The sequence below is a fragment of the Mesobacillus persicus genome, from assembly GCF_900109925.1.
GTDB classification, from domain to species: Bacteria; Bacillota; Bacilli; order Bacillales; family Cytobacillaceae; genus Mesobacillus_B; species Mesobacillus_B persicus.
This window is the reverse complement of the sequence record NZ_FOBW01000017.1, coordinates 55,408-79,951: the sequence shown is the minus strand read 5'-3', so window position 1 is coordinate 79,951 and position 24,544 is coordinate 55,408. Positions and strand designations below refer to the sequence as shown.

Below are 24,544 nucleotides of genomic sequence, written 5' to 3'. Positions count from 1 at the left end.
TGCCTTTACTGGCCCTAGTACCGGAGCAACCCTGGTCTGTTTTTTCTGTGGCTGTTTGTTGAAATCCTCCCTATCTGCATACTTCTTTATAGTTCTTGGATCTCTTCCCATTTTCTTTGCTACTTCTGAATACCCGTAGCCTTTATTGTTAACTTCATGTCTGATATAATTAATCTCGGCCACTGCCAACATCTCCTTAAATACCTCCTGCACGTCTTTGTACCCAACAGGAAGTGTATGTGTATTTGGGAATGTTGACAAGTGGTTTTTTTAATTTGTGCAGGCCCCTCGGGGCCTGCACAAATTAAATGCCATAACCTACATTTTTATGATGCCATAAACACCAATGAATTTATTTTTTTAGAGAAAAATTTGACAAACTATTAGCTGGTTTAGCTTGAGTACATTTTTTTACAAACTTTATTTCAGCTTAACATATATATCCAATTACAAGTGATTTCTAATCATTTTTTTGTAATGTAATTTGTATATCAAATTGAGGAGAAAATGTAGGGGTACAATAGCAGTTATACCCCTACATTTTGGGGTGCACTTTCCTATACAAATTTTTATATAATTTCACCAAAAATGTCTTTAAACCAATAAAAAATGAGTGTCAATTTCTATAACAAATTTGCACTCATTTTAACCTTGCATTTTTAATGTTTGTGATAGGGAACGGAACCCGTTAGTAGTAGCTGCAGTTTTTTGTTCAGTAATTATTTTTCAGTATAACCATCACTATTTATTTCCTATTACAGTTAAAATATCAATCAAGTCATCCAAACGGATCGCAATAATTGAAGTACTTATAGCTAAAACAATTAATGAAATAGTTGATATAATCTCTAATGTTTTTCTGTCAATTTTCATGTGTGCATCTCCAGTCATAGAGGATAAATACCTTATTATCTATCAGGAATAGAAGCAGTGACTACACCTGTTCCGTGGGAACCATAATTTGTTCCAAACGTATGACTAAATTTTACTGCTAAAGAACCGGAAGTATTAGATACCCTTATTCCTGGTTCTGTAACAAAAGGATCCCCAAAGGTAGTGACAGATGCTGTCCATATCCATCTCCCATATTTGCTAGCAATCGAGGATGTGTTATTAGTAGAGGCTGCACCAGTGCTAAAGCTCCAAGATACAGGTGACGTTATACCTGATAAAGACACTCCGACACTAAATCCAGAATCATCTAATGGCCCATAACTTAAAAGTTTTTGAGCACTATAGTTCGCATCGACTCTTGTTACTTGTTCCGTTACTGTACCAGTTATTCTATCATATTCTTGAAACGTATGAATATCCCATACAGATCCGGTTACACCATTAATATTAGCAGATGATGATTTTCTATCAAAGTTAATATTTGTTGAATATACTCCTATTTTCATATTTAAATAGTTGTAAAATGACCATTGATAAGTTTTCCAATACCCACCACTGGGCTCTGCAACTACTGCTGCACTTACTGAATTAGAGGCTACTTCTTCTGTTTCCTTTAGTTCCTCAATATAAGCCTCAGGATCTTTTTTAAGTTTTTTTGAGATATTAATAATATTACGTTTAATATCAACTAAATTATTATTATCATTATTTGCAAAATAGTATTTTTCATATAAATTTCCATTGATCTCGTCTTGATAGACTGCAAATAATTTAACATCATCAGCGTCTTCTAGGGTGTTCTGTTTGAGTGGTCTCCCATTATTATGAATTAATTTCCCTTTTTCTTTGTAAGCGTCAAATAGACCCCACCTATATTTTAGTTGGGGCCTGAGTTATTATTTAGTTAACTTTTTAAAAGAAATACAAGATACTGGTATTGTCGTTGACCACGGAAGTATCCGGTCAAGGTTATCATTATCTGTTAGATCCATATTGGGAAGCTGCTCAAATAGATAGCGAAGATAGTAATAAGGATTTAATCCATTAGCAATCGCTGTCTCCACGATACTATAAATGATGGCACTGGCTTTTGCACCATTTGGTGTATTGCTAAAAAGCCAGGCCTTCCTTCCAATCACTACAGGCTTAATAGCCCTTTCACTTCTATTATTATCGATTTCTAATCGACCATCCTCTAAAAAGGCCACTAATTTATCCCATTGATTTAGACAGTATGTGATGGCTTTGCCAAGGCCACTTTTAGGTAACACATTTTGTTATTGTACTTTTAGCCATGACAAAAATGCGTCTAGTACGGGCTTACTTTGCTTTAGACGTTGTTCATGTCGATCTTCCGGGGCTAATTCCCTCAACTTTCGTTCAATCCTGAAAAGTTGATTACAGAATTGGAGACCTTCGGTCGCAGCGACTGGCTTTATGCTATTCACAGGCAGTGATTTTAAAACATCCGTGAACCCGCGTCTAGCGTGGGCCCAACACCCAACAAGGGTTACGTTTTCTACTTTATGATACCCTGCATAGCCATCGACTTGAAGATAGCCTTTAAATTCCTTTAGGAATTTCATTGGATTTTCTCCAGCTCTGGTTTCTCGGTAATCATACATTATAATGGGTGGTCCCTCGATACCTGTGCGGTAAAGCCATAGATACGATTTTGATGAAGCTGATCTACCTGGTTCTTGAAGGGTCGTCTCATCAGCACAAATGATATCATGCTTTACTATCAGCTGATGCATCCGACTATACACCTGGCTTAACCAGCGATCCGCTCCATAAATCATCCAATTTGCCATCGTTTGGCGAGATAATGTTAAACCCAAGCGATGCAGATGTTTTTCCTGCCGATACAAAGGAAGTCCCTCTACATATTTTTGACTCATGATATGTGCCAACATAGATGGGGATGCTAAACCTCCTGAAATAACCGGCTTTGGCATAGATGCAGTTTGGATAGGAGTTTCAATTGCTTCCAGCTCGCAAGCTCGGCACGAATAAACATGGCGAACATGCTTGACCACTTTTACTTCAGCTGGGATATATTTTAATTCCTGACGGACTTCTGTACTCATTTCATGCAGATTTCCACCGCAGCACGAACAGACCTGCTCTTCTTCGGATAAACGATATTCAATCGTTTCCACAGGCAAGTTTTCTAGCATCATCTGACGTTGGCCGCGTTTTTTCTTACGGCGATAGGTGATGGTTTCCACTGTAGGTTCGGGTAATTCGAGGTTTGCTTCCTTTTCAACTTCATTAAAAAGAGTTAATTCCAGTTGACCTGGAATACCCTTTTCACTAGAAACACCAAAACGTTTAGATTGATGTAGGCGAAGCTGTTCTTGTAACCAATTAATCTTGGCTTCAGATTCGAATTTTTCCTTTTCTAGCTTCGCCTCTAAATCTGCGTTTTTCTGTTCAAGACGTTGAACGCGCTCGAGAAGTTCTTCAATTGTAGGAGTTGTGGTTGATGTTTTCGTCGTCTTTTTCATAGTTCAATTATACTATAAGAACTAACCAATCACTTCAATAATTTGCGTTTTATATAACTGTTTTTGCAGAAACGACAGGATGTGCTTTTTTCTGTTCTAATGATAATCCATCTAACAACCAATTCAATTGTCGACGTGAAATTTTATATGGACCTGAACTTGCATGATTAGATGGCCAGTGGAATTTTCCGCGTTCAAGTCTTCTGTAATATAACCAAAAACCATTGGTATCCCAGTGAAGAATCTTTAGTTTATTACGTTGTTTGTTACAAAAGACAAATAGATTTGAGGAGAATGGATCTAGGTTAAACTCCATCTGAACTAAAATAGCTAATCCATCTATGGATTTTCTCATATCCGTACTACCTCGTGCGAGGTAGACACTTTCAATCATTGATGCATTTAGCATATTGATTGAAGTGTCCTTACAACTTCTACAAGCAGCTTTGGATCAAATCCATGTTCAATCTCTAAAGATACTTGGCCAACATGTACCATTATTTTAGATTGAGAGTCTTCCATTGAGTCATCCATTTCTAAAGCAAACCATTGTGAAGAGTCACTGAACGTGTCTTCCGTTGTTTTAAGTTTCTTCTTCCAATACCAGAATTGATGAATACTTACTTCGTTGGCTGCACACCATTTTGAAGCACTCAGTCCGCTGGCCGTAAAGGTAGCAATCCGTTGTTCCCATTCAACTCTAAGATCAGATCTCTTCATAGCAAAACCTCCATAACATTTGATCTCTAGGAGATTATCACATATAAAAAGGCGTCAAACCATGTGGGCATAGTTTGACGCTTACCGTGAAATGACATATTCCGGGTCGTGCCAGGCACCGAGTACTGAATACAAGCTCTAAAAAGTACAAGTGTATATGGATATAATGGTAATTCCACTATTACCGCAGATCTTAAGGGAAGTATCTGGTCAAATATTGGTTTTATTAATCATAGTTTTGGAGGAGACATTACCACAAGAATAATCACTGGTAAGGCTACTCAAATTAAAACAAAAATTAGACATGTAGCATATGGCCTTGTAGGATCTGGCGGTACATATATAGGGTTAGTTCAAAATAAAACCTTAACTTCTACTTGTACCAGCTCTCCATGTAGAAACCAACAATCATTTCCATATACAGCATCTGTGGCCTATTCAACCACTTATGCTGAAGCTACTATAACATACGGTAATGGAAGTACTTTTAGTATTAATGCATCTTCATTAGATAATTAATTTTTTTAAAACTAAAGATAATATTAAACTACTAACTTAAATTTATTTTATATAATATTAAAACAAGGGACCTTGTTGCCCCTTGTTTTTTTAATATAACACTATATTTAACAAAAGAGGCAATATAAGGAGAAAAATTGAGATCATGAATAGCAAATAAGAAGCTCTTTTTGATAATTTTTCTCTGCCTTTTCCATTATACCATCCACTAAATTGCAATTTGTTTCTATATAAAATGAAAAGTAAAACTAGAATCGATATTCCGCCAAGCCAACCATATGTTGTGTTAATATTTAATGCTGAGTAAACCTTAACTAAGATAACTCCTAATAGGCCTCCAAATACTAAAAATATTATCATGATTCGTAATAATTCCATTAATAACCTCATTAACACCTTCATTGTAAGACCGTAACCAAATAACGCATATAAACCAGTAGGCACCTCCGGTACGATAGACGTATCACTCAAAGGAGGTGCTATTCTTATGCCAACCACAAAATTAACCATTGTCCCAGTGACATTAGATCCTATCCACGATACCCTTCCATCTGTTGTACCGCAATCTCAAAGCCATTTCCCCAACTGCGTGATTAAAGCAGCCGGTGTTGAAATTTCCCTCTTCAATGGCGTAGATGATCGCATCGTACAAGTCATCATGAGGGAGTTGAGCAATCGATGAAACAGGATTTTACGAGCGTTAAAAATATTTATATTATCTGTGGTAAAACGGATATGCGTAAAGGAATTGACGGCCTCGCAACGCTTATTCAGGATTCATTTGAATTAGATCCATACAGCGATTCAATCTTTCTGTTTTCTGGATGGAGCAAGGATCGTTATAAATGTTTGTACTTCGATGGTGATGGCTTCGCCATGCTTTATAAACGGTTAGATAACGGCAAGCTTCAATGGCCGAAAGACGAAAATGAAGTACGAAATCTTTCAAAGCAAGAGCTTCGTTGGCTATTAGAAGGACTATCGCTTCAGCAGCCAAAGGCAATTGCGAAATCTGCAAAAGGTGTCTTTTAAACGCTCCATTCCGAATGGTATAATGATCCATAGATGAAACTGTACGGAAATGTGGTGAACGATTTGACAGGTGTTAATTCGAAGCAAGAAGAACAAAACGAACGTATCATACGATTACTGGAGCAACAACTTGCGCAGTCAAATCGACAAATAGAGGCATTGACTGAACAAGTACGCCAATTAACCAAAGCTTTATATGGTTCTAAATCAGAAAAATCAAAGTATCAAGCACCAGACGGTCAAGGATCTTTATTTGAAGACGATCCGTCTTTTAGCGATTCTGAGCAGACAGAAGAACAAAGCACGGAAACCATTAGCTATACCGTTATCCGTAAAGTATCGAAGAAAAAGAGAAACGATTCATTTAGCAATGATATTGAAATAGAAGAAATTCATCATCATCCAGCTAATACACAATGTGAATGTTGCCTCCATCAAATGACAGAGGTAGGTAAAACAGTCATACGTGAAGAGGCAAAATTCATTCCAGCTACAATGAAGCGTGTGCAACATATCGAGCATGCCTATGAGTGCAAGGTGTGCAAAAAAGATTCCACTCAAAAAGCACAAATTAAGAGAGGGAAAGCTCCACAAGCTGCCATTCAGCGTAGTATTGCAGGACCAACTGTTTTGGCAAAGCTTATCTACGATAAGTTTATTCAGTACTTGCCTCTTTACCGCCAGGTAAAGGAGTGGGATTGAAGAAATTAATGCGATGAACGCTAAAACTAAGGAGAAGTTGGCCTTATCAACTGGTGAACGAGCTGACTATGAAATGTCTGTTAGTCAATATTATAATAGCTTAGATGGGACAAGATATAGAGTTACAGATGAAAATAGAAACAAAATCTATGAAATTATGAAAAATGATATTGCCCATTATTCAAAGGAGGAAGAGATTTCTATTTTAAGAATGCCGACTCCAGTTGATGGAATTTCTACTATGGGTGCCGGAGATTTTTATGATGATAGCAGTTTATACTTCTCTGCTTTTATTGAAAAAATAGGTGTTAAAACAAGTGTTTACAAATACATAGCGTTTCTAGACTTCTCGTGGAAAAGTTGGCCACAATTTACTGAAAAGGATTCAATTGCTTTAGCATGGGATGATAAATTTACTGGAATGAAAAATACTCTTTCTAAGTACTATAATTTAGGGGATCAAAGTTTTAAGGATATTTCCTCTAATATGACTGCTTCAAATGAGATGCATGGGATAAAAGCAAGATTTTTACTTTTCCCTTCTAAAACACTTGGTGGTATATCCACAGAATTAGCTGTGAGTGAGCGTCATTTAGGTGACTATGGCAGTTTCCAAGCGGCTTATGTCCACTCATTAATACCTTTTACTGGAGGAGTCAGCATCGGGCCAGCTTCGATAGATGTACCAACATCTTGGCTTTCTCAAGAATTTCGTTTAGACTTTAATTTAAAGATTGGTTATTAACAGTTTATTATTTTAAGAGAAAGGGGATATAATCCCCTTTTTCCAATTTGCTCAAAGGGATTGAAATTATGTTTATTATCACGATCGGTTTAATTTTTCTTTTATTAGCAAGTGTCCTCTCACAAATTACACACTTTAAGAAAAGCTATCTTTTCTGGATAATAACGACTGGAATTTATTTGCTCACTGCAATTGTAGGTTATCATACAGAATCTTTACATCTTCCACTTGGCTTTTGCACGGGAATTATTTTGGTGCATTTCTTTTTTAAGAAAGAACTAAAAGTTTATTGGTTTACTTTGTTCTTTGGATTGGTCGCATTTTTTCTAAGTCATTATACGACCCCATCCTTGCCAGTTTCACACTTAACTGACATGAACTTTATTAACCAACAAATAGAGAAATTCTCTACTGTTGAATATATAAAGACATTTACTCCAGAAGAAGAAGTACAAGACGAATTAAGATACTATCTCGATGGAGAAGCTGAAGATAGCAGAATTATGTTAAGCTCGTATATGATGTTAGACCAAAGAATAAAGCCAAAAAACAAGATTTGGTTAATTTATGAGTCGATGCATGACATGAAAATTAAAGGGAACTTAATTATAACGGCTACAGATTCTACCACAATACACCTCCAAATGAACGGAGAGGACTATATCGGAAGGATAGATACTTCGGAAGGGAAACCATATTTAAAGTATGTTATTAAAGGCCAATTAAAAAATAGATATAAACCGTGAGAGGGGGCTAATATCCTTTCTCCTGCTTACTTTTCTTACTCACGATTTCTTCCTTCCATAAGGACTCTTCATTTCTTCCATTTCAATAAAAAGGAAGCATTTCCACCTTAACGGGTTCCGTTACCTGTCACAAACATTAAAAATGTAAAATAAAATGACCTACAAATTGTATGCCAATTTGTAGGTCATTTTTATTTTATATGAAGGGGTTTTTGTTAAAATTATTAGTGAATTTGTAGTACGATTTGTATATAAAAATGTAGGGGTACAATAGCCAGTGTAGCCCTACATTTTACATTACATTTTTGGATGCAAATTGACATACAAGTATTTATAGTAGGAGATGTGTTGCTGAAAAAATTTTTTGAAACTCTATACTCTTTAACAGGTATTAGTAATAAGTGTTTTTGTTCCGCTAGGAGGAATTGAAAATGTTAGAAAATCCGAAGAAGCTGCAATTCACCCAAGAGATAACACCTTATACTCAAAAAGGCAGAGTGGTCCTATACAAAAAGCTAAAAGGAAATGTCTTAAAGGAAATTAGTAGACAAATGGAATCCAACATCCCAAACAGAAGCGTGGAATATCTAGACAATCGTCTTAGTCGTTACAGTATGAAAATGGGTAAATGTGAAATCACTGGATGGTTATTACCAGCCGAGGTTGTACATTGTCACCATTTCATGCCTACATGTCTTGGTGGAAAAGATGAATTTAATAATTTGAGAATCCTACATAAAGACGTACATAGATTAATACACGCAACAGAAATTGAGACGATAAAATCCTATATTACTAGATTAGGAATTAATAATAAGGAAGTTGTGAAAATCAACAAATATCGTAAAAATTGTAACCTAGAACCTATCGGTAAGTACAATTAAAAGATGGAACGCCGTGTGCGGTGAAAGTCGCACGCACGGTGTGGCGGAGGGGAAAAGGTGGAGTGTGGAAGGTTGGTAACTACTTTTTGTAAGTTGTTTTCAGCATAAATGTTGTAAAGATTATTACATTGTAGGTATGAGTAACAGTTATAAATGAGACTTGTTTTAACATAATTGAGACATATTTATGTTAATAATTGAGACAAATATTTCATGAAAATGCTGTGCTGTAAGAAAATTCTAAACTGAAGTGACGATAAGTTTATTATTTGAAATAAATATGTGGAAACTGTAAAAAATGTGTGGAACCAATCATTGAGTCCCGATGAGTATATATATTCAGCGGGACTTGTATATTATTGAGGTATTCTTCTAGATAATGATCCAGTACAGTAATCAATTGATTTCGTTCATTTGAACGTAAATGTTCTGCGATCACTTGGTTTTGAGCCACAACGATTACTCGATTGACAAAAAAATTTGCCCATACAGTTTTGCCGACATAACCATATGGGACAGAATACCGATTGGTTTCGATTGAAATTAGTGAAGTCTTGTTTACCTGGCAAGAGACTAGCTTACAGGCTTCAAACCGTTGTTCAGGAAGGTGGTGTAGATATTTTTTTTCTTTAGCCCACATCTCTGCAACTTTTTCTTTTGTATAAGGAACGGTTTTACGTTCAGCTTCTTTTATACACCACTCTAGTAAGAAGTCATTCAATTCATCTAGTGTTTGAACCTCTGGCTTAGGAACAAGGGTATTTCTTCCTACATATCCTACTGAACCCTCAACTCGTCCTTTTTCATTTCCAGACCGGACATTGCAGAACTCAGATTTAAATGGATAATGAGTTTGCAGGGCAAGAAATGATTCCTATTCCAATCGATCTCTACCTTGAAGGATTTTCACCACAGCTGTTTTTAAATTATCAAATAGACCTTCAGTTGGAACTCCCAAAAAAATTCAAACGGATGAACAAATCCATCAAGGAAAGCTTCCTGTTTTTCATGAAGATAAGCTCTCACTACCCTTACACGACTGGCGGAAAGCTAAATACAAAAGAGATAATTACGTTTCTTTCGACCCTGTAGAATAAATGTCCGCCTCTCCCCAGTAGATCTGGAATTGATGGCCGAGTTGAAAATCAAGAGGAATGAAGACTTCCTGAAGCTTTTTTCTGCGTTTCCTTACTATTTTTCGTATATTAGATTCCGAACCTTCAAAATCATACTCATTAACTAATTTGTTATATATATTGGTAGCCGTATGTTTCTGTTTACCCGATCGGTTGAGGTCATCCTCTAACCATTGATCAATTAATGGTAATACCCGTTTTGATTTCTTCAGGATAATCTTTAGTACCACCATAGATTCTTTGGCGTTGTATGGGTGTTGGAGCTTTCTGATCTTTTAAATACTTACTTACTGTATTCCTTGAAATACCAAGTTTTTTTGCTGTTTGTTTTTGTGATAGTCCTTCTACCTCTTGTAAGAATTTGATATTACAAAATTGAGCCATATCGATCATCCTTTGTTCCTCTCTCTAAAATTAATAGTTTGGTCACTTTCAATGACTAGAATATGATAAAGCATAAGATCGTCTCTTAGCATATATGTATTTAGAGGACGGAAGAATGGTAAATGAACTTCTATTAGAAGAAGGTCTTGCGAGTGAAAGTAGTTTATCAACCAAATAACAAATAAGAAAAAATTTCCTCGAGATTGAAATACAAGCACAAGCGGAAAAAAGGGGATGTGGAGGAATAATCACTCCCTTTTTCTTTTTTATCGAAGTGCAGTAACCACTAAAAATCGAGTATTTCACAAGAAGAATATACTAGCATTAAATTGAACCGCTTCTTTTAAGTATTGAAGAAATTCATTTGTTTTTTTGATAAAAACTTACAGCTATCAAGGAAAAAATAAAACTAAAAAACTCTGCTAGCTATAATTTCAGTCTACAAAACCTATTATTCTAAATTTTTTCTTGATTATCCTCCATCCTAGCCCGTCACAAAAAACACAAAACCCGTATAAGGGCACTTTTATTAGTGTCCGTTATACGGGATTCATTTTATAACTAGAGAAGTTTTTTTATGTATAAATAATTTCTAGATTAAATCTTACAAGTTCTCCCAAAGTCCATATACGGTTACTTTAACAGGAGTTGTAAGGTCATTACTAAATTGAATGCGATCCTCATAAGCACCTGTCCGGGAGCCTTGCCATCTCCATGCTGTTTCGTCTCCAACCGATTGCTTCCAAGCGGTATTTGAAATACTACCGCTACTGAGTTTCCTCATGTTATCTCGTACATCAACTGTATACGAACCTTCAACATTCGACATATTAACTCGAACATACATATCATTATTTGTTGGATCTGGTTTCCAACTAGTAACAGCAGAACCATTGAACGCTCCTACCTCTTCATTGAATCCGTATGAGATAGCTTGTGCGGATCCCGCTGCTGTTAGTAAACCAACCGATAACCCTAGAATTGCTAGTTTCTTCTTCATGTAATCTCCCCCAAAAATGTTAATTCCTTCCAATATTAACTAAAAAGTGGTGATTCGACAAGGTATTATTTTTTTGATAACTATGTTATAATTTGGAAACTAGATTTTAATTAAGAGAGGGCTTTGCAATGTTAAGACATCAATTAGCGGTAGAATTGAAAAAAAGTATTACGTCTACAAATCTTTTAATATGGTCAACTATTATTTTCTTAATACCTGCCATTTCATTTTTGCAGTATACAAGCGGTTATATGTTTTTTGAGGAAATAGAATTATTTCAATCAATAATCTCAGGTATAATTCCTTTACTTTTCCCTGTAATCGTCATTTTTATTTTCTTGCAGACCTTTATACAAGAGCTAAAAAACAATTACATCACTTATGTACGACCTAGAATTCCAAAAAAAATATATTTATTAAGTAAGGGAATAACTAATGCATTATTAACTGGATTGGTAGTATTTATGATGATTTTTGTACCATTTATTTTTGCAGTATATATCGAACCCAAACTTGGTATTATTAAATACACTCCATCATCGTTTTTGGAAGACGGTTCTTCCGGTTCCACTACTTTTTCTCAATTTCTACCTTTAGGGGAATTATCTTATGGGGTACTCTATTCATTGTGGGTCACCATTAACGGAGTAGTATATGCAAGTATTTCTTTTTCTCTATTGCTATTAATTAAATCAAGGTTTATTGCATTATCTGCACCATTCCTTTTCTACCATATTTTTAACTTTATCGCAGGTGTTTTGGGACATGCTAGATTCTCTCCAATAAGTACTGTTTTTCCATTTAATATTGAACAGCAGCCGTTATGGACAGTTATTATTCCTTTTTTAGTTTTAATATTAATTTTGATGATTTTATTGTTTTGTCTTCGGCGTAGCAATGAGGTGACCTAAAGATATGATAATGGTTAAAGGATTCTTTGATGAACTTATTAGTATAAAGTACTTATTATTTGGAGTCATTATTTATGGTTATGGTGTGTTACTCAGGAATCCCATCTTAGGCTATGCTCAAGAACATAGACTCTTAATTAATGGCTGGGATTTATCTTTACAATTAATGAATGATATGTATCTCATTGTGTACTTTATTGTTCCATTACTAATGTTTTTTTCTGTTCAATCAACTCATTATCAGTTTAGTGAACAAGCTTTAATTCGTATAGGTTCTTATAAAAAATGGATATACAGGTCTCTAAAGCATTTTTGGAAAAATGCTAGCCCTTTGTTATTTGTTTGGATATTTATATCATTATTTATGATGATAGGGTTACCATTCTCCTCAATTTGGAGCCCATTTAGCAAGTCAGAGAACTTCTTAAATACCCTATCTGGTGTAGCGAGTACCTTTCATCATCCTCTTTACACTTTGATATTCCAATTTTTTTTATTAGTTATAGCGGCATCTCTTTTACATACCTTTATAGCGCTAAATTACCTTTTTGTGAAAAATAGGAATTTAATTCTTTTTGCCTGTGCACTAATTTTTTTTGGTGGTGGCGTGGGTTTTAAACTACTACCTGTTCAGTTTTCTTACTTAAACCCTATTTCTTATTTTTCCCTAGTTCAAATAACATCTTCGGTAACTGTACCTGTTGCATGCTTATTAATACTAATTGTTATAGGAATTACCTTATTTTTAATGAATTTAGTTGATATGAGTAAAATGAATTTTTATTTACTAATTAAACAATTCGGCCCCAAGATTATTTATTTAATTCTTTGCTTATCCGGGATCCTATCAAATGCAAACTCAATACGTTCTTCAGATGCCACAATATGGGACCTATTGTTATTATCCTTCAGTGGAACAGGTGCTACAGGTTTTTCCTATTCATCTTATTTCTTTTATTGCATTGTATTTTTTGGTTTTTTATATTTAGTTAGTTTATTCTTAGTTAATGAAATTGAGTTAATGGGACCTTACAAACTAATTCGATATAGAAGCTTATATAGATGGTTTTGGTCATGGTTTAAGAGGTTAATAGTTACAGTTATCCTATTCATTTTCGGATTATCTTTTATTATTCTAACAATTGGCTTCATTGTAGGATTGAAAACAAACCTTTATACCACTATGCTTTCAGTACCCATAGATGATTTGTTAACGCATTTTTTAATGAATAGTTTTTTACAATTAACTTTTTATATATTAGCTGTTTTTATTTTAATCTGGTCAAGTAAAGAATCCTCATATGTGTTAATCTTAATCAGTGTATTTATGGTTTTAATGTTACCTGGATTGAATTCTTTTGGATTGAATCCTATTGGTTTAAATAGCTTTTTATCATTAATAGATCATTCAATCATATATATTTCGTCATTTTTAACTTTTATGATTATTGCCTCTTTGTTGATCATTAATTATTTATTCAAGAAAAGCTTAAAAATTTAGAGGGCGGTGTGTATATGTCTGTAATCACATTAGAAAACGTAAGTAAAAAATTTAAAGGTAATACCTTATTTAATCAAGTTAACCTTAATATTGAAAAAGGTAGAATTTATGGAATTGTAGGACCAAATGGGTCAGGTAAATCGGTCCTTTTTAAAATGATTTGTGGGTTTATTTATCCTGATGAAGGTAATTTAATTGTAGAAGGGAAACTAATAGGTCAAAGCAAAAATAGGTTTCCAAATAATTTTGGTATCATTATAGATCGTCCAGGTTACATAGCTAATAAAACTGGTTTTCAAAACCTTAAAGAATTAGCTTCAATTCTAGGTGTAATAGATGAAGATAAAATTGAGGATACAATGGAGTTAGTTGGATTACTCCCAGAATCGGACCAAAAAGTTAAGAACTATTCTTTGGGAATGAAGCAGAAACTAGCCATTGCTCAAGCAATAATGGAAGACCAGCAAGTTCTAATCTTAGACGAACCGTTTAATGCCTTGGATTTTGATAGTGTAAAACATATCAGAAAACTATTGGACTCTTATAGACAAGAGGGAAGAACTATTCTGATTACAAGTCATAATCAAGAGGACATTGATATACTTTGCGACAGTGTTTACAGGATTAATAATTTTAAACTTGAAAAAGTAATTTAGGATTATCAGTTGAATATTTAGCTAACTATTTTTGGATGTACGCTTACGATAAAACTGAATTTCTCTGGTTATCATAATTATTAACAGTATCCAAACAAGACGGAGACAAAACACTAAAACCCGCTGCCTTTCTATAGTAAAAGGGAGCGGATTTTAATTGCTGATTGTTAAAATATACCATGAATTACAGGGGAAGATTCGCAGTGAAGAAATCATTTATTTTGCTTTGTACCGTAATGATATCAATATAGATTTGGATTTGTATAACGAACTAGATAATGAAAATGATATCAATTTAAAATATAAATACAAACGTTGTGAAAGTAAGAGTATTTAAAAGTGGTAATTCGGATGTTGACCTTATCGTGCGGCCTTTTTGTTATAGTATTGTGTTAACTAGAAAATGCAATAGGGATATAGACGAACTTTGCAACTAAGTTTATATTAATATTGAAATAAACCCAGGTTAATGTCTGAATAATCAGAAAAATTATATATAAATGGTTAGTCCGTATTTCAATATAGAATGATTTCAGTTTGTAAAAAAGCCTAACATTCTAGACCACGCAAAAACAATTACAAGTATTTGAATCCTCAAATTAAAAAGTACTCCAGTTCCTAAATGATGATGGAGACTTTTCGATTTCTATGTGATTCAGTGATGAAAGTGATACCCAACTCACGGATGAATTACTGAACTTATTTGTCTTTATCCTTTTTTTCTTCAATTTCCTCTATACAAATATCTAGTATATCTGTTATTAATCCGTAACGTTTTTTATTTCTTTGAATCTGGACTACCATATAAGCTATTGTAGTCACAATGAGCATTATTAATAAAAAATAATCAGAGCTCTCAACTATGGATAATTTAATGCTGTTTTTTAAAATATATTCTCTAACAAGTAATATAACCATTGAGGAAAAAAGGGTCATTAATGCTGTCCAGTATACTTGATCAGAGTTTTCGTTAGAAAGTTGTCTATAGTATGCTTTATATAATTTTAAAGTTCCTTTATTACCATGTGTTGTTTTTATAAATGAATTTTTTACTGTCAGTAAATTTTCTAATGTAGTATATTTTACTTTTTGGGTACAAAGTGGATAAATAAGAGACTCATCGTGATTTGTTAAACTGTCAAGCCATTGATAAATACTTATCTTTTTATGTATCCAATTTAATGGAATCTCAATTTTTGTAATCCATATTAAAATAACCCAATACATATAGATAGCTAAAAAAGTGGTGACCCAAGTCATAATAATTGTATCGCTGTGAAAAAGTTCAAAAAAGAATAAAACAATGCCTGGAATACCAACTAGGTAATATAAGAATTTAATAATGTTTAATAATGAACTTTTCAATAATTCTTCCTCCTTATCAAGGAATGAGCCTTAAAAGTTTAAAAAGGTGGAGGATTTCCTTCGCCTAATCGACTAGGTATCGATACTTAATAGTGAAATGGGATCATGCTGTATCCAATATTGTGAGATATGCCTATTTACTCGATTTTCATTCCCGAGAAACTTCTGGGAATGGACCACCTTGGGGATTTAATACAGTTTGTTCCACTAGTTGGGCATCCAAAAGGCAAAGTAACGATTAATGCCATAGTTGAACTGGCCTTGATTAACTTGGAAGTAACTTTTATTTATTTGCTATTATTAGCATTAGTTCTACTAGTGTTATTGAAATTCCGACATATCCCAGGGATGATGAAGCAATTATGCTTTAATGCTTCCAATTGGGTTTCCCTATTGAATAATATCAGTTCAACTACCATATTTATATTGGTTCCTGTATTTAAAATGTTCATGATTAATGACATATCGCCTGACCTCGGACATGTCCAGATTGATATAATCTCGAAGGAGTTATAACATGGAAATCCAGTTTATAAGGAGGAATAACAATTTGATTTCTTTCTGAATACATTAATTCTAAATCAAATTTATCTGCCGGGTACACGTACCTGTAGATTTCCGTATGGGTATAAAATTTTGTATATTACGATGTTGTTTAAAGACATGAGACTTGTTTATGGAACGAGGGACTTCCAAAACATAAATTACTTACATTCAATACATGGTCAGAACCAAACATTTACTATGGTTCAAGAAAAATCATCATTAAATATTTTAAAGCTTAATATTGGTCTTTAGTAAAATAAAAAACTTCTCCACATATGATGGAAGAGTTCATCATTGGTAAAGAACTTGGATGATTGGTAAAAATATTGTCGAGTAAAGACTGAAATAAAGGGATTTTGGTTGGCAGTATCTTTATTGATATTATGGAAATTTAGATAAGAAGTATCCATGTGAAATTGGGAATCATGACTGTTATGCTCGTTTATCCAACAGAGAGATGGGTTTTCTCAATTTTAATGGATTACACAAATCATCCAGAAAATAGATAGCCAATAATAATATTATTATCACTTTTCACATTAAAATACGAGTAATAGTATTTGTATATTGTAATTTGAGCAAGAGTGATCACATCACATGTGCGTCACTTCATTCTTCTTTATTTCCTAGACGCTCCGTGCTTCCAAACATTACTTCAAATTTTTATCGAACAGAAGATTTAATGATAATGGTGTATTCTTCATGAAACTTATAGGTTCAGTTCTTTTCATGATTTAACCCCTATGGATACAAGAGGGGTCAAAAGTGTTCGTTTTATAATATAAAGCATTATTTAGCCTAGAATTTATATTTGGTAAGTAGTAGGAATAAACATTTAATATTATATATTAAACTTCCTTCTAAGGGCTTCATAGGACTTTTTACTAAAGTCAATATGTTTATCTTTCATTAATCTACCTATAAGGATGCCAATATTTATATCCATTTTGTCAGCAAATTCTCTAAGCTTAATTTTATCTAGGTGATAGCCTTGTTTTACAAATTGTTCATATTCTTGAGTTGGTATTAAAGTTGTTAATTGATTATGGCCATCTAACTGTACCACCAGTGACAAAGTTTTTACCACCGAATGACAAGGGATTTACCACTAAAAGACAGCTTATTTACCACCCACTACCTTCTATATAATTAGTGAGCACCTCTACGATATGACCTTTATATGGGAGGTATTTTTTATGATCCATTATCGGAAGGTACTGGAATTACATGATGAGGGAATCAGTTTGAGGGGAATTTCTGCAAGTACTGGACACTTCTCGTCAGAAAGTAACAGAGGTCATTGATATGGCTATGAGGAAAGGATTGACGTATCCATTAGACAAGGAAATGGACGATAAATGGATTGAAGATTTTCTGTTTCCTGAAAAATCATTGGTAGCCTCTGGAGGCAACCACTCGACTTTGATTACATCCATAAAGAGTTGGCCAAACCGGACGTTACTCTTTCGCTTTTACACCATGAATATGAGGCAGAAAGTCGAGCGAACAATAATATCCCTTACTCGTATCGCCGTTTTATCCGTCATTTATGGTGAATATGCCCAGAAACATAAAACAACTTTGCGTATTCGTAGAAAACCAGGAGAAATACTGGAGGTAGATTGGGCGGGTACAAAGGCATTTATTATTGATAGGGATACTGGTGAAAAGGTGAAAGCATATATTTTCGTAACTACATTGCCGTGCAGCCAACTTTCATATGCGAAAGGACTATTCGATGGTCGAATTGAAATAGACAATAATCCAGCATTATACCAATTATTAGGTTATTCTGAGCATTGTAAGAAAACTGCATAATTACCTTGATTTGTCCTAAAATGCTCAGAATAATTTTTTGGGGATTATTTCAATCCGTATAGCTTAGCAAGGGTTTCTTCATCTGCAAGTTTCCATTTCTTTTCCTTCAACTCTAAAGGGTTTTGACTCTGTAAGGACTCTTCTACTTCCCTAAAAGCTGCATTTATCATTTCTGTATCCGTTTGTGCATATATTTCTGTAGTTTCCAACGATTCATGGTCAAGCAGTTTTGCAATCACCGGCAATGGAAATCCCATTCTGTACAAATGTGCACCAAAACTATGTCTGAAAAGATGTGGATACACATTTTCAGGCACCTGACTACAGGTCTTACGGGCAGCTTCTCCATATTTTTTTATGAAGCGTTCCGCATTTGCAACGGACATACAATCCTTAGTGCCTTTAATGACAGTGTAAAAAAGGTAATCTTCAGGCAACCCATTAGGATGATAAACCGACAGGTAATAATCAAGATTTTCTACTGTGATATCAAGTAAAGGTACACACCTCGGTTTGTTTCCTTTACCCAGAATTCTTACAAAAGGGTCTTTGGTAGCAATTTCTATATCCTTAAGCCTTACATTAAGTGCTTCCGAAACCCTTGCACCTGTTCCATATAGAAATATCATGAAAAACCTATCGCGAATTCCTATTTTTGTCTTTGGTGGTTGTTCGAGGATTACTTTGATAGCATCACGTGTCATCCAGTTCCTTTTTTTAGCACGTACGGTAACATGTTTGATTTTTGATATTTTGATATACTGTGGAGCAAGGGATATGTCTCTATCAGAACAATATTGAAAATATTGTTTAATTAGTTAGCCGATGATTTCTTGTAGTAATGGTACATCGTTTTTTCTCTACTAGCCATTTCAGGTACTCTCGTACCACATCCTGGGTCACTATTTCAAATGTAAGTTTATCAACCCCTTTCCCATATACTTCCTTTGTGAATTCCCTAAAACTGTTCAGCCCCTGTCTATATGCAACTACCGTATTATTAGACTTATGCTCATGGTCTTTAAGATGCAGGAAGAGAAAATCACTTACATAAATAAAAAACATTTTTTGCTTATTAATATTCTTCAACATATGCTACACCGTTAAGGATATCCTCATATCCTTTTGCCATTTTTCGGATTTCAGGAACAAGGGTCACTACCATGTGTAAGTAATACATGGTATTTTGCGGGCATGAGTGTCCCATATATCGGCTTAGGTATCGGATCATAATATTGAAATTTTCCCCATCTTCGATGCACTTCCTCATACTGTTCACTGCAAAAGTATGTCTTAACCCGTGACAGGTTGGCTTCTTACTGGTCTTTTCAAAGAATGAAGTCTTTCTAAGTATGTTGTCAAACAACCTGCAGACCGAAGTATTGTTATAATTAGCTGCCCTACTAGATGGAAAAAAATATTCACGTCCCGGGTTTTTAGTCTCCATAATAGAATCATATTTACGACAAAGTTCAGTCAAATCTGCCGACATATATACCAATTCGAAAGAACTCTTCTAACTGAGCATCTGTAAAAATATGCGGCTCCTTGGGTTTTGCTCTTTTAAGCTTGTTTTTAGTAATGCATGTTTCACCCCGCAGGGGTAGCATATAGTTACCAAGATGCATCATTGTTCGAAAGCGTTTCTGTACTTCCTGTATAGATTTTGATTCTGTATGATATACCCATGCCTCGACCAGTTCCTTATCAAGTGAAACCTTATTGGGAAAGTTGTTCCTGCAGAACCAATCAAACTCATCAAGGTGCTTATCCATATATTTTAAAGAAAATCCTGAATTATGTTTTTCTCTTATCATGCTTTCCATATATTGTGCAAAGTTGCTTATAAATCTCTCATTCATTGCAATTCCTCCCTTGAACATTCTATTCCATAGAGGCTTAAAGCACATTTACGCATCTTTTTGGAATCAGTAGAAATGTAGACATCTGCTGAATCTGGATTCGAATGGCCAAGCGATGCAGATATGATACTTGAAGATACATTGTTTTCAAACAAGTTTGTTGCTGCAGTCCTTCTCAAAATATGTAATCCCTTCTCAGGGCAATCGTCCGAGTCAAACTCTGAAAGGTATTTAAGCGGAACTTTACTAGCAGAGGCCGGCTGAATTGCCTTGTAAGGTGCATGTCCTCTTAGAAAAATTTCATCTGCTTCAGAATTCATTCGTGAATTGAGTATATAATCCATCAAAGCATTTCCAACATCTGTTAGAAGGGGGAGTGTTACCGGAATTTTCGTTTTCCGCTGTATAAATGTTTTCGAATCATTCTGCCAGTCAATGTTTTTGAATTTTAACCCGACTAAATCAGAACGTCGCACTCCAAGACGTAACGCTAGAAGAATTATAGCCTGATCCCTCTTTCCCAACGGAGTTGATAGCTTATCATCGGATATAAGCTTCTGCTCAGCATCTTTGGATATCGTTGTTACTATTGAAACCTGCTTTGCAAAAACCTTTGGAATTGCAAGATATAGGTTTTTTTGACTAATGAATCCATTCTTTTCGAGAAAAATGAAGAACTTTTTTAACTTATATGCATAAGCCTGTATACCCGTTGGCTTTCTGCCTGAAAGTACATCATTTCCCCAAAAGTCTGAGACATTTTTAGCTGTGAGCTCGCTTAAGTTGTCTATTTTCATACTTTCAAGATAACAAAAAAACATGCTTACCACTCTAAGTGAAAATATTATAGTAGCTTTCGACATATTTTCTTGTAAAAGATATTGTTTATACTGTTCTAGTAAGTTTCTATAGTGGTCGGTGGCTGGTCTTTGAGCTATCTTTAAGGGGTATACCTTCCATTCGCCAAGTTGATTATTCTGCATGTCAAGCAAAAGCAGCATAGCACGCCTATGAGATAGATACAGGTCACGGTGACTTCGTGTTCCTTTCTTTAGAATCACAAATCCCGAAAGCCACTGCTCAGCATTCTCGGCAGAGAAATTCAGGTTGTTTTCTTTTAGGAAAGTTTCAAGAAGCCTGCAAGATCGCTTGAAACTTTTTATTACACTTTTACTTTTAATGCCAAACGATTTGATTTTCACAAGAGTTGCAACTGACAGTTCTTTAAAATCATCCAATTGTTTACCCTCCGATATATTTAATTGCCAGGAATCTGACAAATCAGTAATATCCGGAAAACAAAAAAATTATTCTGAGCATTTGAAGAAGAAACCTTGAAATTACGAGGTTTTCTAGAAAAGCTCAGAATAATTTAATGATTTGTATAAGGCTGGATTATTATCAATCTCAATTCGACCATCGTTCAAGAACTTTTTGAGTCCATTTGCTCGATTCAATGTGTATTCAGCTGCTTTTGCTAGGGCATTTTTTCCGTAGAAGGGTGAAATTTTAACCCACTCGAGGAATTTATCCACAATTGGCTTGGAGTACTTTTGGCGTTTTTTTCTTCGCTTACTCGGAGACAAGTGTATAAATTTCCTTTCGAGCCGGTACAAATCGTCGCAATAGCTAACACCAATTCGTCCATTTTTGCTGTCTGCTTTCAGCCAATAACGATGAACATGCGCCCAACAATTTACGAAGGATACGCCTTCCAACTTATCATAAGCAGAATAACCATCACAAACGATGGTTCCAGAATAGCCTTCAATGAAACTTTCAAGAATAGATCGAGACCGTGATAATGAGCTTTGGAAGAGAGTCATGGTCGGTCCTTGGCTTGGGACACATCGATATACCCAATTATAGGCATTGGTTTGACCTGATCTCCCATCGGACCGGTTGATGATTTGTCCATAAGTTTCATCCACATGTAGAATCGATTTAGCCATCATCAGATGCTCCATTCGTTCGTAAATAGGCAATAGCCAATCATGTGATGCACAAATGACCCAATTCGATAGATTCTTATCATTGGTATTCAGGCCATAACGGTCCCATTCCTTTACCTGACGGTAAAGGGGTAAGTATTGTGCAAATTTATCATACATTACTTTGGCAAGTACGCTAGGACTTGCGATGCTACGTTGAATAGGTGGCTGCGGTGCTTTACCACGTTTAATTTGCGCTTTTTGAGATGCGTCGACTTTGCAAACTTTACATTCATACGCGTGTGCAATGTGTTGAACTTTCTTCATTTTTGAGGGAATAAATTCTGCTTCTTCGCGTGCGATTGTACAGCCAATTTCAATCATTTGTCCTTGGCAACAGTCACATTGTGTATTTTCTGGATGATAGTGAAATGCTTCCACTTCTATATCATCACGTAATGAATCATTTCGTTTTTTCTTTTCAATAGTTCGAACAACAGTATAAGAAATCGTCTGTTGGCTTTGTTCTTCTATGTTCTCAGTTTCACTAAAAGACGGCTCATCACCAAATAATGACGCTTCCCCATCTGGTGCATTATATTTTGATTTCTCAGTTTTTTATCCATATAACAGCTTAGTTAATTGGCGCACTTGATCGATTAACACTTCAATCTGCTTTGACAAGTCTTTATTTTGTTGATTCGAATGAGCCAATTGCTCTTCGAGTAGCCGAATTAATTTCTTGGACGGATTTTCGTTTTTAGAAGAAGCGTTCGCCATATCATTCACCACTTTTCGACCGGATTCACTCCTCTTATTATAACGAGTTCGAATAGTAGAATATAGATAAATGATGGCAATTTCGAACTCAGAAAACACCTTTTGATGATGGTTGAATCGCTTTTGGCTGCTGGATTGATAACCCTTCAAGGAGCCAGCGAAGCTCCTGTTGTGAAAGATTTCGTACTTCCTTTTCATTTTTGGGCCATTGAAGTTTGCCATTATCTAAACGTTTATAAAGCATGGCGAAGCCATCGCCGTCAAAATACAAACATGTATAGCGATCCTTTCTCCATCCTGCAAATAAGAAAATGGAATCACCATACGGATCAAGTTCGAATGAATCTTGGATTAGTGTTGCCAATCCATCAATACCTTTGCGCATATGTGTCTTTCCACAAATGATGTAAATATTTTTCACACTAGTATAATCTTGTTTCACAGGTGTTTCAGCTCCCTCATAACCGTTTGGATGATGTGCTCATCCACGCCGTTGGAGAAGGAAATTTCTATGTTAGTCGTTTGGATCGTACAAACGTTAATGGCTGAGGTGGTTGATGAAGTAGGTGGATATGATACTTTGTATTCGGCATCTAATGTAACGGGACAATCGTGAGTTTTTGATCCGGCATTTGAAAAGCACCTCCCTTAAATTGATACTTTCATAGTACCAGGAGGCGCTGCGTGTTTTATATGCGTTGTTTGATTGGGGGCTTACGTTATAATCAATCTTGGCACAAATTTTATTTATATTTACACATTGAATAGCTTAGTTGTATTTTGAACAGTTATTTATTGGTATTAGAAAATTGAATATTTTATTATTTGCCTATAGGGGTCAATAAGGAAAGAGTTCGGTATCTTACTCTAGAGTAAATAACCATTTAATCATTATAAAAATAAATAAAATAATAGACACTACTATAAACTCTTTATTACTTGTACTTAAATCATCTTTTTGGTTTTTATTCTTTGCCTTTCTATATTGACTCTGTGATTTTCTTTGCATCTGTTCCTTGTCTTCCCTCAAAAAAACACCTTCCTTGTCGAGATAATAAATATAACTATAACTAATGCCAATTAAGTTGGTCATCATACTGACCCTAAGAAAAAATCTTTATACTTATTTTACCTTTTTTCGTCTTATGAAGGAAAAGGAAAACTGAACTGAGTATGTTGTTAATTAGATGAACTAAGGAAATATAAATATTATTGCTAAAGGATCTATGTGTATAAGGCAATAATGAACAACAATCTATAATTACATAAATATTGGTACGCATTTAGTAAAAATAATGTAGGTGAAATATAAGTATACTTATCTTAAATATATAATATGAGTAATATAGAAGAATAAGTGATACTATAGTGGGGGTATTACCGTTAGAATAAATCCTTGGAAAATCTAAAGTTATCGCATCTGGAATATGAATAAATAAAGATGGTATTTACGGGGGCAGTAGTTCCATGCAAACCGTGTAAATAGAAAAGGTGAGATATATTATTCTCACCTTTTCTATTAGCTTATTTAATCATAAAATTCTACAAGTACGCTACGTGTTGGAACCGTAGTTTTCTCAATATAAAATTCAGCTTTATTATTGTCTCCATCTACGAAAGGTCTAGCATCAATTATTATTGCTTGTGGATCACTATAGTTTCCCAATGAATAATACCCCACTGTATCATCACCAACTGCCCCATCATCTTCATAAACTTTATACATCCATGAAAAACCAGGACCTATATTTGGCTGAGTAATGATAAACATAAAGTCACCACCACCCGAGTTAACTATTATTGACTTTTCCGTATTAATATAATCATAAGTTAAATAATCCCATGTTCCAGCGCCAAAGGTTGTAAACTGTGAAGAGCCTTCTTGATGCAAAGGGCTAAGTA

27 protein-coding genes and 5 pseudogenes are annotated in these 24,544 nt (G+C 34.7%); 13 read left to right on the top strand and 19 right to left on the bottom strand.

Features of this window, described 5'->3' with window-relative positions; translation table 11 throughout:
* Together BMX30_RS19505 and BMX30_RS24140 are read right to left on the bottom strand one after the other, a co-directional pair.
* A pseudogene (locus BMX30_RS19505) lies at positions 1 to 192 on the bottom strand (IS21 family transposase); the annotation flags it as partial.
* Positions 193 to 741: 549 nt separating this feature from the next.
* The gene (locus BMX30_RS24140) at positions 742 to 873 is read right to left on the bottom strand and encodes a hypothetical protein (protein ID WP_280139990.1); all 132 of its coding nucleotides are present in this window, start codon (positions 871 to 873) and stop codon (positions 742 to 744) included.
* 183 nt (positions 874 to 1,056) lie between these two features.
* On the opposite strand from BMX30_RS24140, the gene BMX30_RS23670 reads away from it, so the two are divergent.
* Positions 1,057 to 1,215 carry a hypothetical protein gene (locus BMX30_RS23670; protein ID WP_170843945.1) on the top strand — a complete coding sequence of 53 codons (159 nt, stop codon included), beginning with the start codon at positions 1,057 to 1,059 and terminating at the stop codon, positions 1,213 to 1,215.
* A gap of 575 nt (positions 1,216 to 1,790) precedes the next feature.
* Here the strand turns inward: BMX30_RS23670 and tnpC (BMX30_RS19495) are convergent.
* The 4 genes and pseudogenes from tnpC (BMX30_RS19495) to BMX30_RS19480 all read right to left on the bottom strand — a co-directional run bounded on the left by tnpC (BMX30_RS19495) (position 1,791) and on the right by BMX30_RS19480 (position 5,021).
* Positions 1,791 to 3,404, bottom strand: a pseudogene (gene tnpC, locus BMX30_RS19495) (IS66 family transposase).
* A gap of 49 nt (positions 3,405 to 3,453) precedes the next feature.
* Complete coding sequence (gene tnpB / locus BMX30_RS19490; RefSeq protein ID WP_090749468.1) at positions 3,454 to 3,798, bottom strand: IS66 family insertion sequence element accessory protein TnpB; 345 nt, start codon at positions 3,796 to 3,798, stop codon at positions 3,454 to 3,456.
* 8 nt (positions 3,799 to 3,806) lie between these two features.
* Positions 3,807 to 4,124 carry an IS66 family insertion sequence element accessory protein TnpA gene (gene tnpA / locus BMX30_RS19485; protein WP_090749454.1) on the bottom strand — a complete coding sequence of 106 codons (318 nt, stop codon included), beginning with the start codon at positions 4,122 to 4,124 and terminating at the stop codon, positions 3,807 to 3,809.
* A 609-nt stretch (positions 4,125 to 4,733) separates the two neighbouring features.
* A complete protein-coding gene (locus BMX30_RS19480) occupies positions 4,734 to 5,021 on the bottom strand; it encodes a hypothetical protein (protein ID WP_244532674.1) in 288 nt (95 codons plus the stop codon).
* Between the two features lie 109 nt (positions 5,022 to 5,130).
* Here BMX30_RS19480 and BMX30_RS19475 point away from each other — a divergent pair, with 109 nt between their 5' ends.
* The 6 genes and pseudogenes from BMX30_RS19475 (at position 5,131) to BMX30_RS19450 (ending at position 8,752) form a co-directional block, all read left to right on the top strand.
* A complete protein-coding gene (locus tag BMX30_RS19475; RefSeq protein WP_090749452.1) occupies positions 5,131 to 5,325 on the top strand; it encodes a hypothetical protein in 195 nt (64 codons plus the stop codon).
* Positions 5,322 to 5,675, top strand: a complete 354-nt coding sequence (gene tnpB / locus BMX30_RS19470) for an IS66 family insertion sequence element accessory protein TnpB (RefSeq protein WP_090749450.1) — start codon at positions 5,322 to 5,324, stop codon at positions 5,673 to 5,675. The genes BMX30_RS19475 and tnpB (BMX30_RS19470) overlap by 4 nt, the downstream gene beginning before the upstream one ends.
* 33 nt (positions 5,676 to 5,708) lie before the next feature.
* A pseudogene (locus BMX30_RS19465) lies at positions 5,709 to 6,374 on the top strand (IS66 family transposase zinc-finger binding domain-containing protein); the annotation flags it as partial.
* A 16-nt stretch (positions 6,375 to 6,390) separates the two neighbouring features.
* Positions 6,391 to 7,122, top strand: a complete 732-nt coding sequence (locus BMX30_RS19460) for a hypothetical protein (RefSeq protein ID WP_090749448.1) — start codon at positions 6,391 to 6,393, stop codon at positions 7,120 to 7,122.
* A 68-nt stretch (positions 7,123 to 7,190) separates the two neighbouring features.
* Entirely contained in the window at positions 7,191 to 7,868 is a 678-nt protein-coding gene (locus tag BMX30_RS19455) for a hypothetical protein (protein WP_090749446.1), read from the top strand.
* Between the two features lie 431 nt (positions 7,869 to 8,299).
* Positions 8,300 to 8,752 carry an HNH endonuclease signature motif containing protein gene (locus tag BMX30_RS19450; RefSeq protein WP_090749443.1) on the top strand — a complete coding sequence of 151 codons (453 nt, stop codon included), beginning with the start codon at positions 8,300 to 8,302 and terminating at the stop codon, positions 8,750 to 8,752.
* 265 nt (positions 8,753 to 9,017) lie between these two features.
* Here the strand turns inward: BMX30_RS19450 and BMX30_RS24025 are convergent, their stop codons facing one another.
* Both BMX30_RS24025 and BMX30_RS24020 read right to left on the bottom strand, forming a co-directional pair.
* Positions 9,018 to 9,473 (bottom strand): Mu transposase domain-containing protein, encoded by a 456-nt coding sequence (locus tag BMX30_RS24025; protein WP_244532672.1) that lies wholly within the window; start codon positions 9,471 to 9,473, stop codon positions 9,018 to 9,020.
* Between the two features lie 592 nt (positions 9,474 to 10,065).
* The gene (locus BMX30_RS24020) at positions 10,066 to 10,281 is read right to left on the bottom strand and encodes a helix-turn-helix domain-containing protein (protein WP_244532671.1); all 216 of its coding nucleotides are present in this window, start codon (positions 10,279 to 10,281) and stop codon (positions 10,066 to 10,068) included.
* 79 nt (positions 10,282 to 10,360) lie between these two features.
* On the opposite strand from BMX30_RS24020, the pseudogene BMX30_RS24320 reads away from it, so the two are divergent.
* Positions 10,361 to 10,450 (top strand): annotated as a pseudogene (locus BMX30_RS24320) (hypothetical protein); the annotation flags it as partial.
* 426 nt (positions 10,451 to 10,876) lie between these two features.
* Here BMX30_RS24320 and BMX30_RS19440 read toward each other — a convergent pair.
* Positions 10,877 to 11,272: a hypothetical protein gene (locus tag BMX30_RS19440; protein WP_090749441.1), complete on the bottom strand. Its 396-nt coding sequence runs from the start codon at positions 11,270 to 11,272 to the stop codon at positions 10,877 to 10,879.
* 128 nt (positions 11,273 to 11,400) lie between these two features.
* On the opposite strand from BMX30_RS19440, the gene BMX30_RS19435 reads away from it, so the two are divergent.
* From BMX30_RS19435 to BMX30_RS19425, 3 genes are read left to right on the top strand one after another with little or no spacing between them, the layout of a single operon-like run.
* On the top strand, positions 11,401 to 12,183 hold the full coding sequence (locus tag BMX30_RS19435; RefSeq protein ID WP_090749438.1) for an ABC transporter permease: 783 nt from the start codon (positions 11,401 to 11,403) through the stop codon (positions 12,181 to 12,183).
* Between the two features lie 4 nt (positions 12,184 to 12,187).
* Positions 12,188 to 13,684: a hypothetical protein gene (locus BMX30_RS19430; RefSeq protein ID WP_090749436.1), complete on the top strand. Its 1,497-nt coding sequence runs from the start codon at positions 12,188 to 12,190 to the stop codon at positions 13,682 to 13,684.
* A gap of 14 nt (positions 13,685 to 13,698) precedes the next feature.
* Positions 13,699 to 14,340, top strand: a complete 642-nt coding sequence (locus BMX30_RS19425; protein ID WP_090749434.1) for an ATP-binding cassette domain-containing protein — start codon at positions 13,699 to 13,701, stop codon at positions 14,338 to 14,340.
* Positions 14,341 to 15,039: 699 nt separating this feature from the next.
* Here BMX30_RS19425 and BMX30_RS19415 read toward each other — a convergent pair.
* A complete protein-coding gene (locus tag BMX30_RS19415; protein ID WP_090749430.1) occupies positions 15,040 to 15,705 on the bottom strand; it encodes a hypothetical protein in 666 nt (221 codons plus the stop codon).
* Between the two features lie 129 nt (positions 15,706 to 15,834).
* Between BMX30_RS19415 and BMX30_RS19410 the strand changes: the two genes are divergently transcribed.
* A complete protein-coding gene (locus tag BMX30_RS19410; protein WP_090749428.1) occupies positions 15,835 to 16,221 on the top strand; it encodes a hypothetical protein in 387 nt (128 codons plus the stop codon).
* A gap of 871 nt (positions 16,222 to 17,092) precedes the next feature.
* Here the strand turns inward: BMX30_RS19410 and BMX30_RS19405 are convergent.
* Entirely contained in the window at positions 17,093 to 17,326 is a 234-nt protein-coding gene (locus tag BMX30_RS19405) for a hypothetical protein (RefSeq protein WP_090749424.1), read from the bottom strand.
* Between the two features lie 248 nt (positions 17,327 to 17,574).
* Here BMX30_RS19405 and BMX30_RS19400 point away from each other — a divergent pair, with 248 nt between their 5' ends.
* Complete coding sequence (locus BMX30_RS19400; protein ID WP_244532670.1) at positions 17,575 to 18,069, top strand: transposase; 495 nt, start codon at positions 17,575 to 17,577, stop codon at positions 18,067 to 18,069.
* 44 nt (positions 18,070 to 18,113) lie between these two features.
* Here the strand turns inward: BMX30_RS19400 and BMX30_RS19395 are convergent, their stop codons facing one another.
* The 8 genes and pseudogenes from BMX30_RS19395 to BMX30_RS19350 form a co-directional block, all read right to left on the bottom strand.
* Positions 18,114 to 18,773, bottom strand: a complete 660-nt coding sequence (locus BMX30_RS19395) for a tyrosine-type recombinase/integrase (RefSeq protein WP_090749422.1) — start codon at positions 18,771 to 18,773, stop codon at positions 18,114 to 18,116.
* A gap of 106 nt (positions 18,774 to 18,879) precedes the next feature.
* Complete coding sequence (locus BMX30_RS24315) at positions 18,880 to 19,134, bottom strand: site-specific integrase (RefSeq protein WP_425283785.1); 255 nt, start codon at positions 19,132 to 19,134, stop codon at positions 18,880 to 18,882.
* 10 nt (positions 19,135 to 19,144) lie between these two features.
* Positions 19,145 to 19,516 carry a site-specific integrase gene (locus BMX30_RS24310; RefSeq protein ID WP_425283783.1) on the bottom strand — a complete coding sequence of 124 codons (372 nt, stop codon included), beginning with the start codon at positions 19,514 to 19,516 and terminating at the stop codon, positions 19,145 to 19,147.
* 25 nt (positions 19,517 to 19,541) lie between these two features.
* On the bottom strand, positions 19,542 to 19,931 hold the full coding sequence (locus BMX30_RS19380; RefSeq protein WP_090749417.1) for a hypothetical protein: 390 nt from the start codon (positions 19,929 to 19,931) through the stop codon (positions 19,542 to 19,544).
* A complete protein-coding gene (locus BMX30_RS19375; RefSeq protein ID WP_090749415.1) occupies positions 19,928 to 21,169 on the bottom strand; it encodes a tyrosine-type recombinase/integrase in 1,242 nt (413 codons plus the stop codon). Before BMX30_RS19375 ends, BMX30_RS19380 begins: the two co-directional genes overlap by 4 nt.
* Positions 21,170 to 21,319: 150 nt before the next feature.
* Positions 21,320 to 22,642: pseudogene (gene tnpC / locus BMX30_RS19370) on the bottom strand (IS66 family transposase); the annotation flags it as partial.
* Positions 22,643 to 22,730: 88 nt separating this feature from the next.
* Positions 22,731 to 23,084 carry an IS66 family insertion sequence element accessory protein TnpB gene (gene tnpB / locus BMX30_RS19365; protein WP_090749414.1) on the bottom strand — a complete coding sequence of 118 codons (354 nt, stop codon included), beginning with the start codon at positions 23,082 to 23,084 and terminating at the stop codon, positions 22,731 to 22,733.
* A gap of 1,086 nt (positions 23,085 to 24,170) precedes the next feature.
* Complete coding sequence (locus tag BMX30_RS19350) at positions 24,171 to 24,533, bottom strand: hypothetical protein (protein WP_090749410.1); 363 nt, start codon at positions 24,531 to 24,533, stop codon at positions 24,171 to 24,173.
* Positions 24,534 to 24,544: the final 11 nt, after the last annotated feature.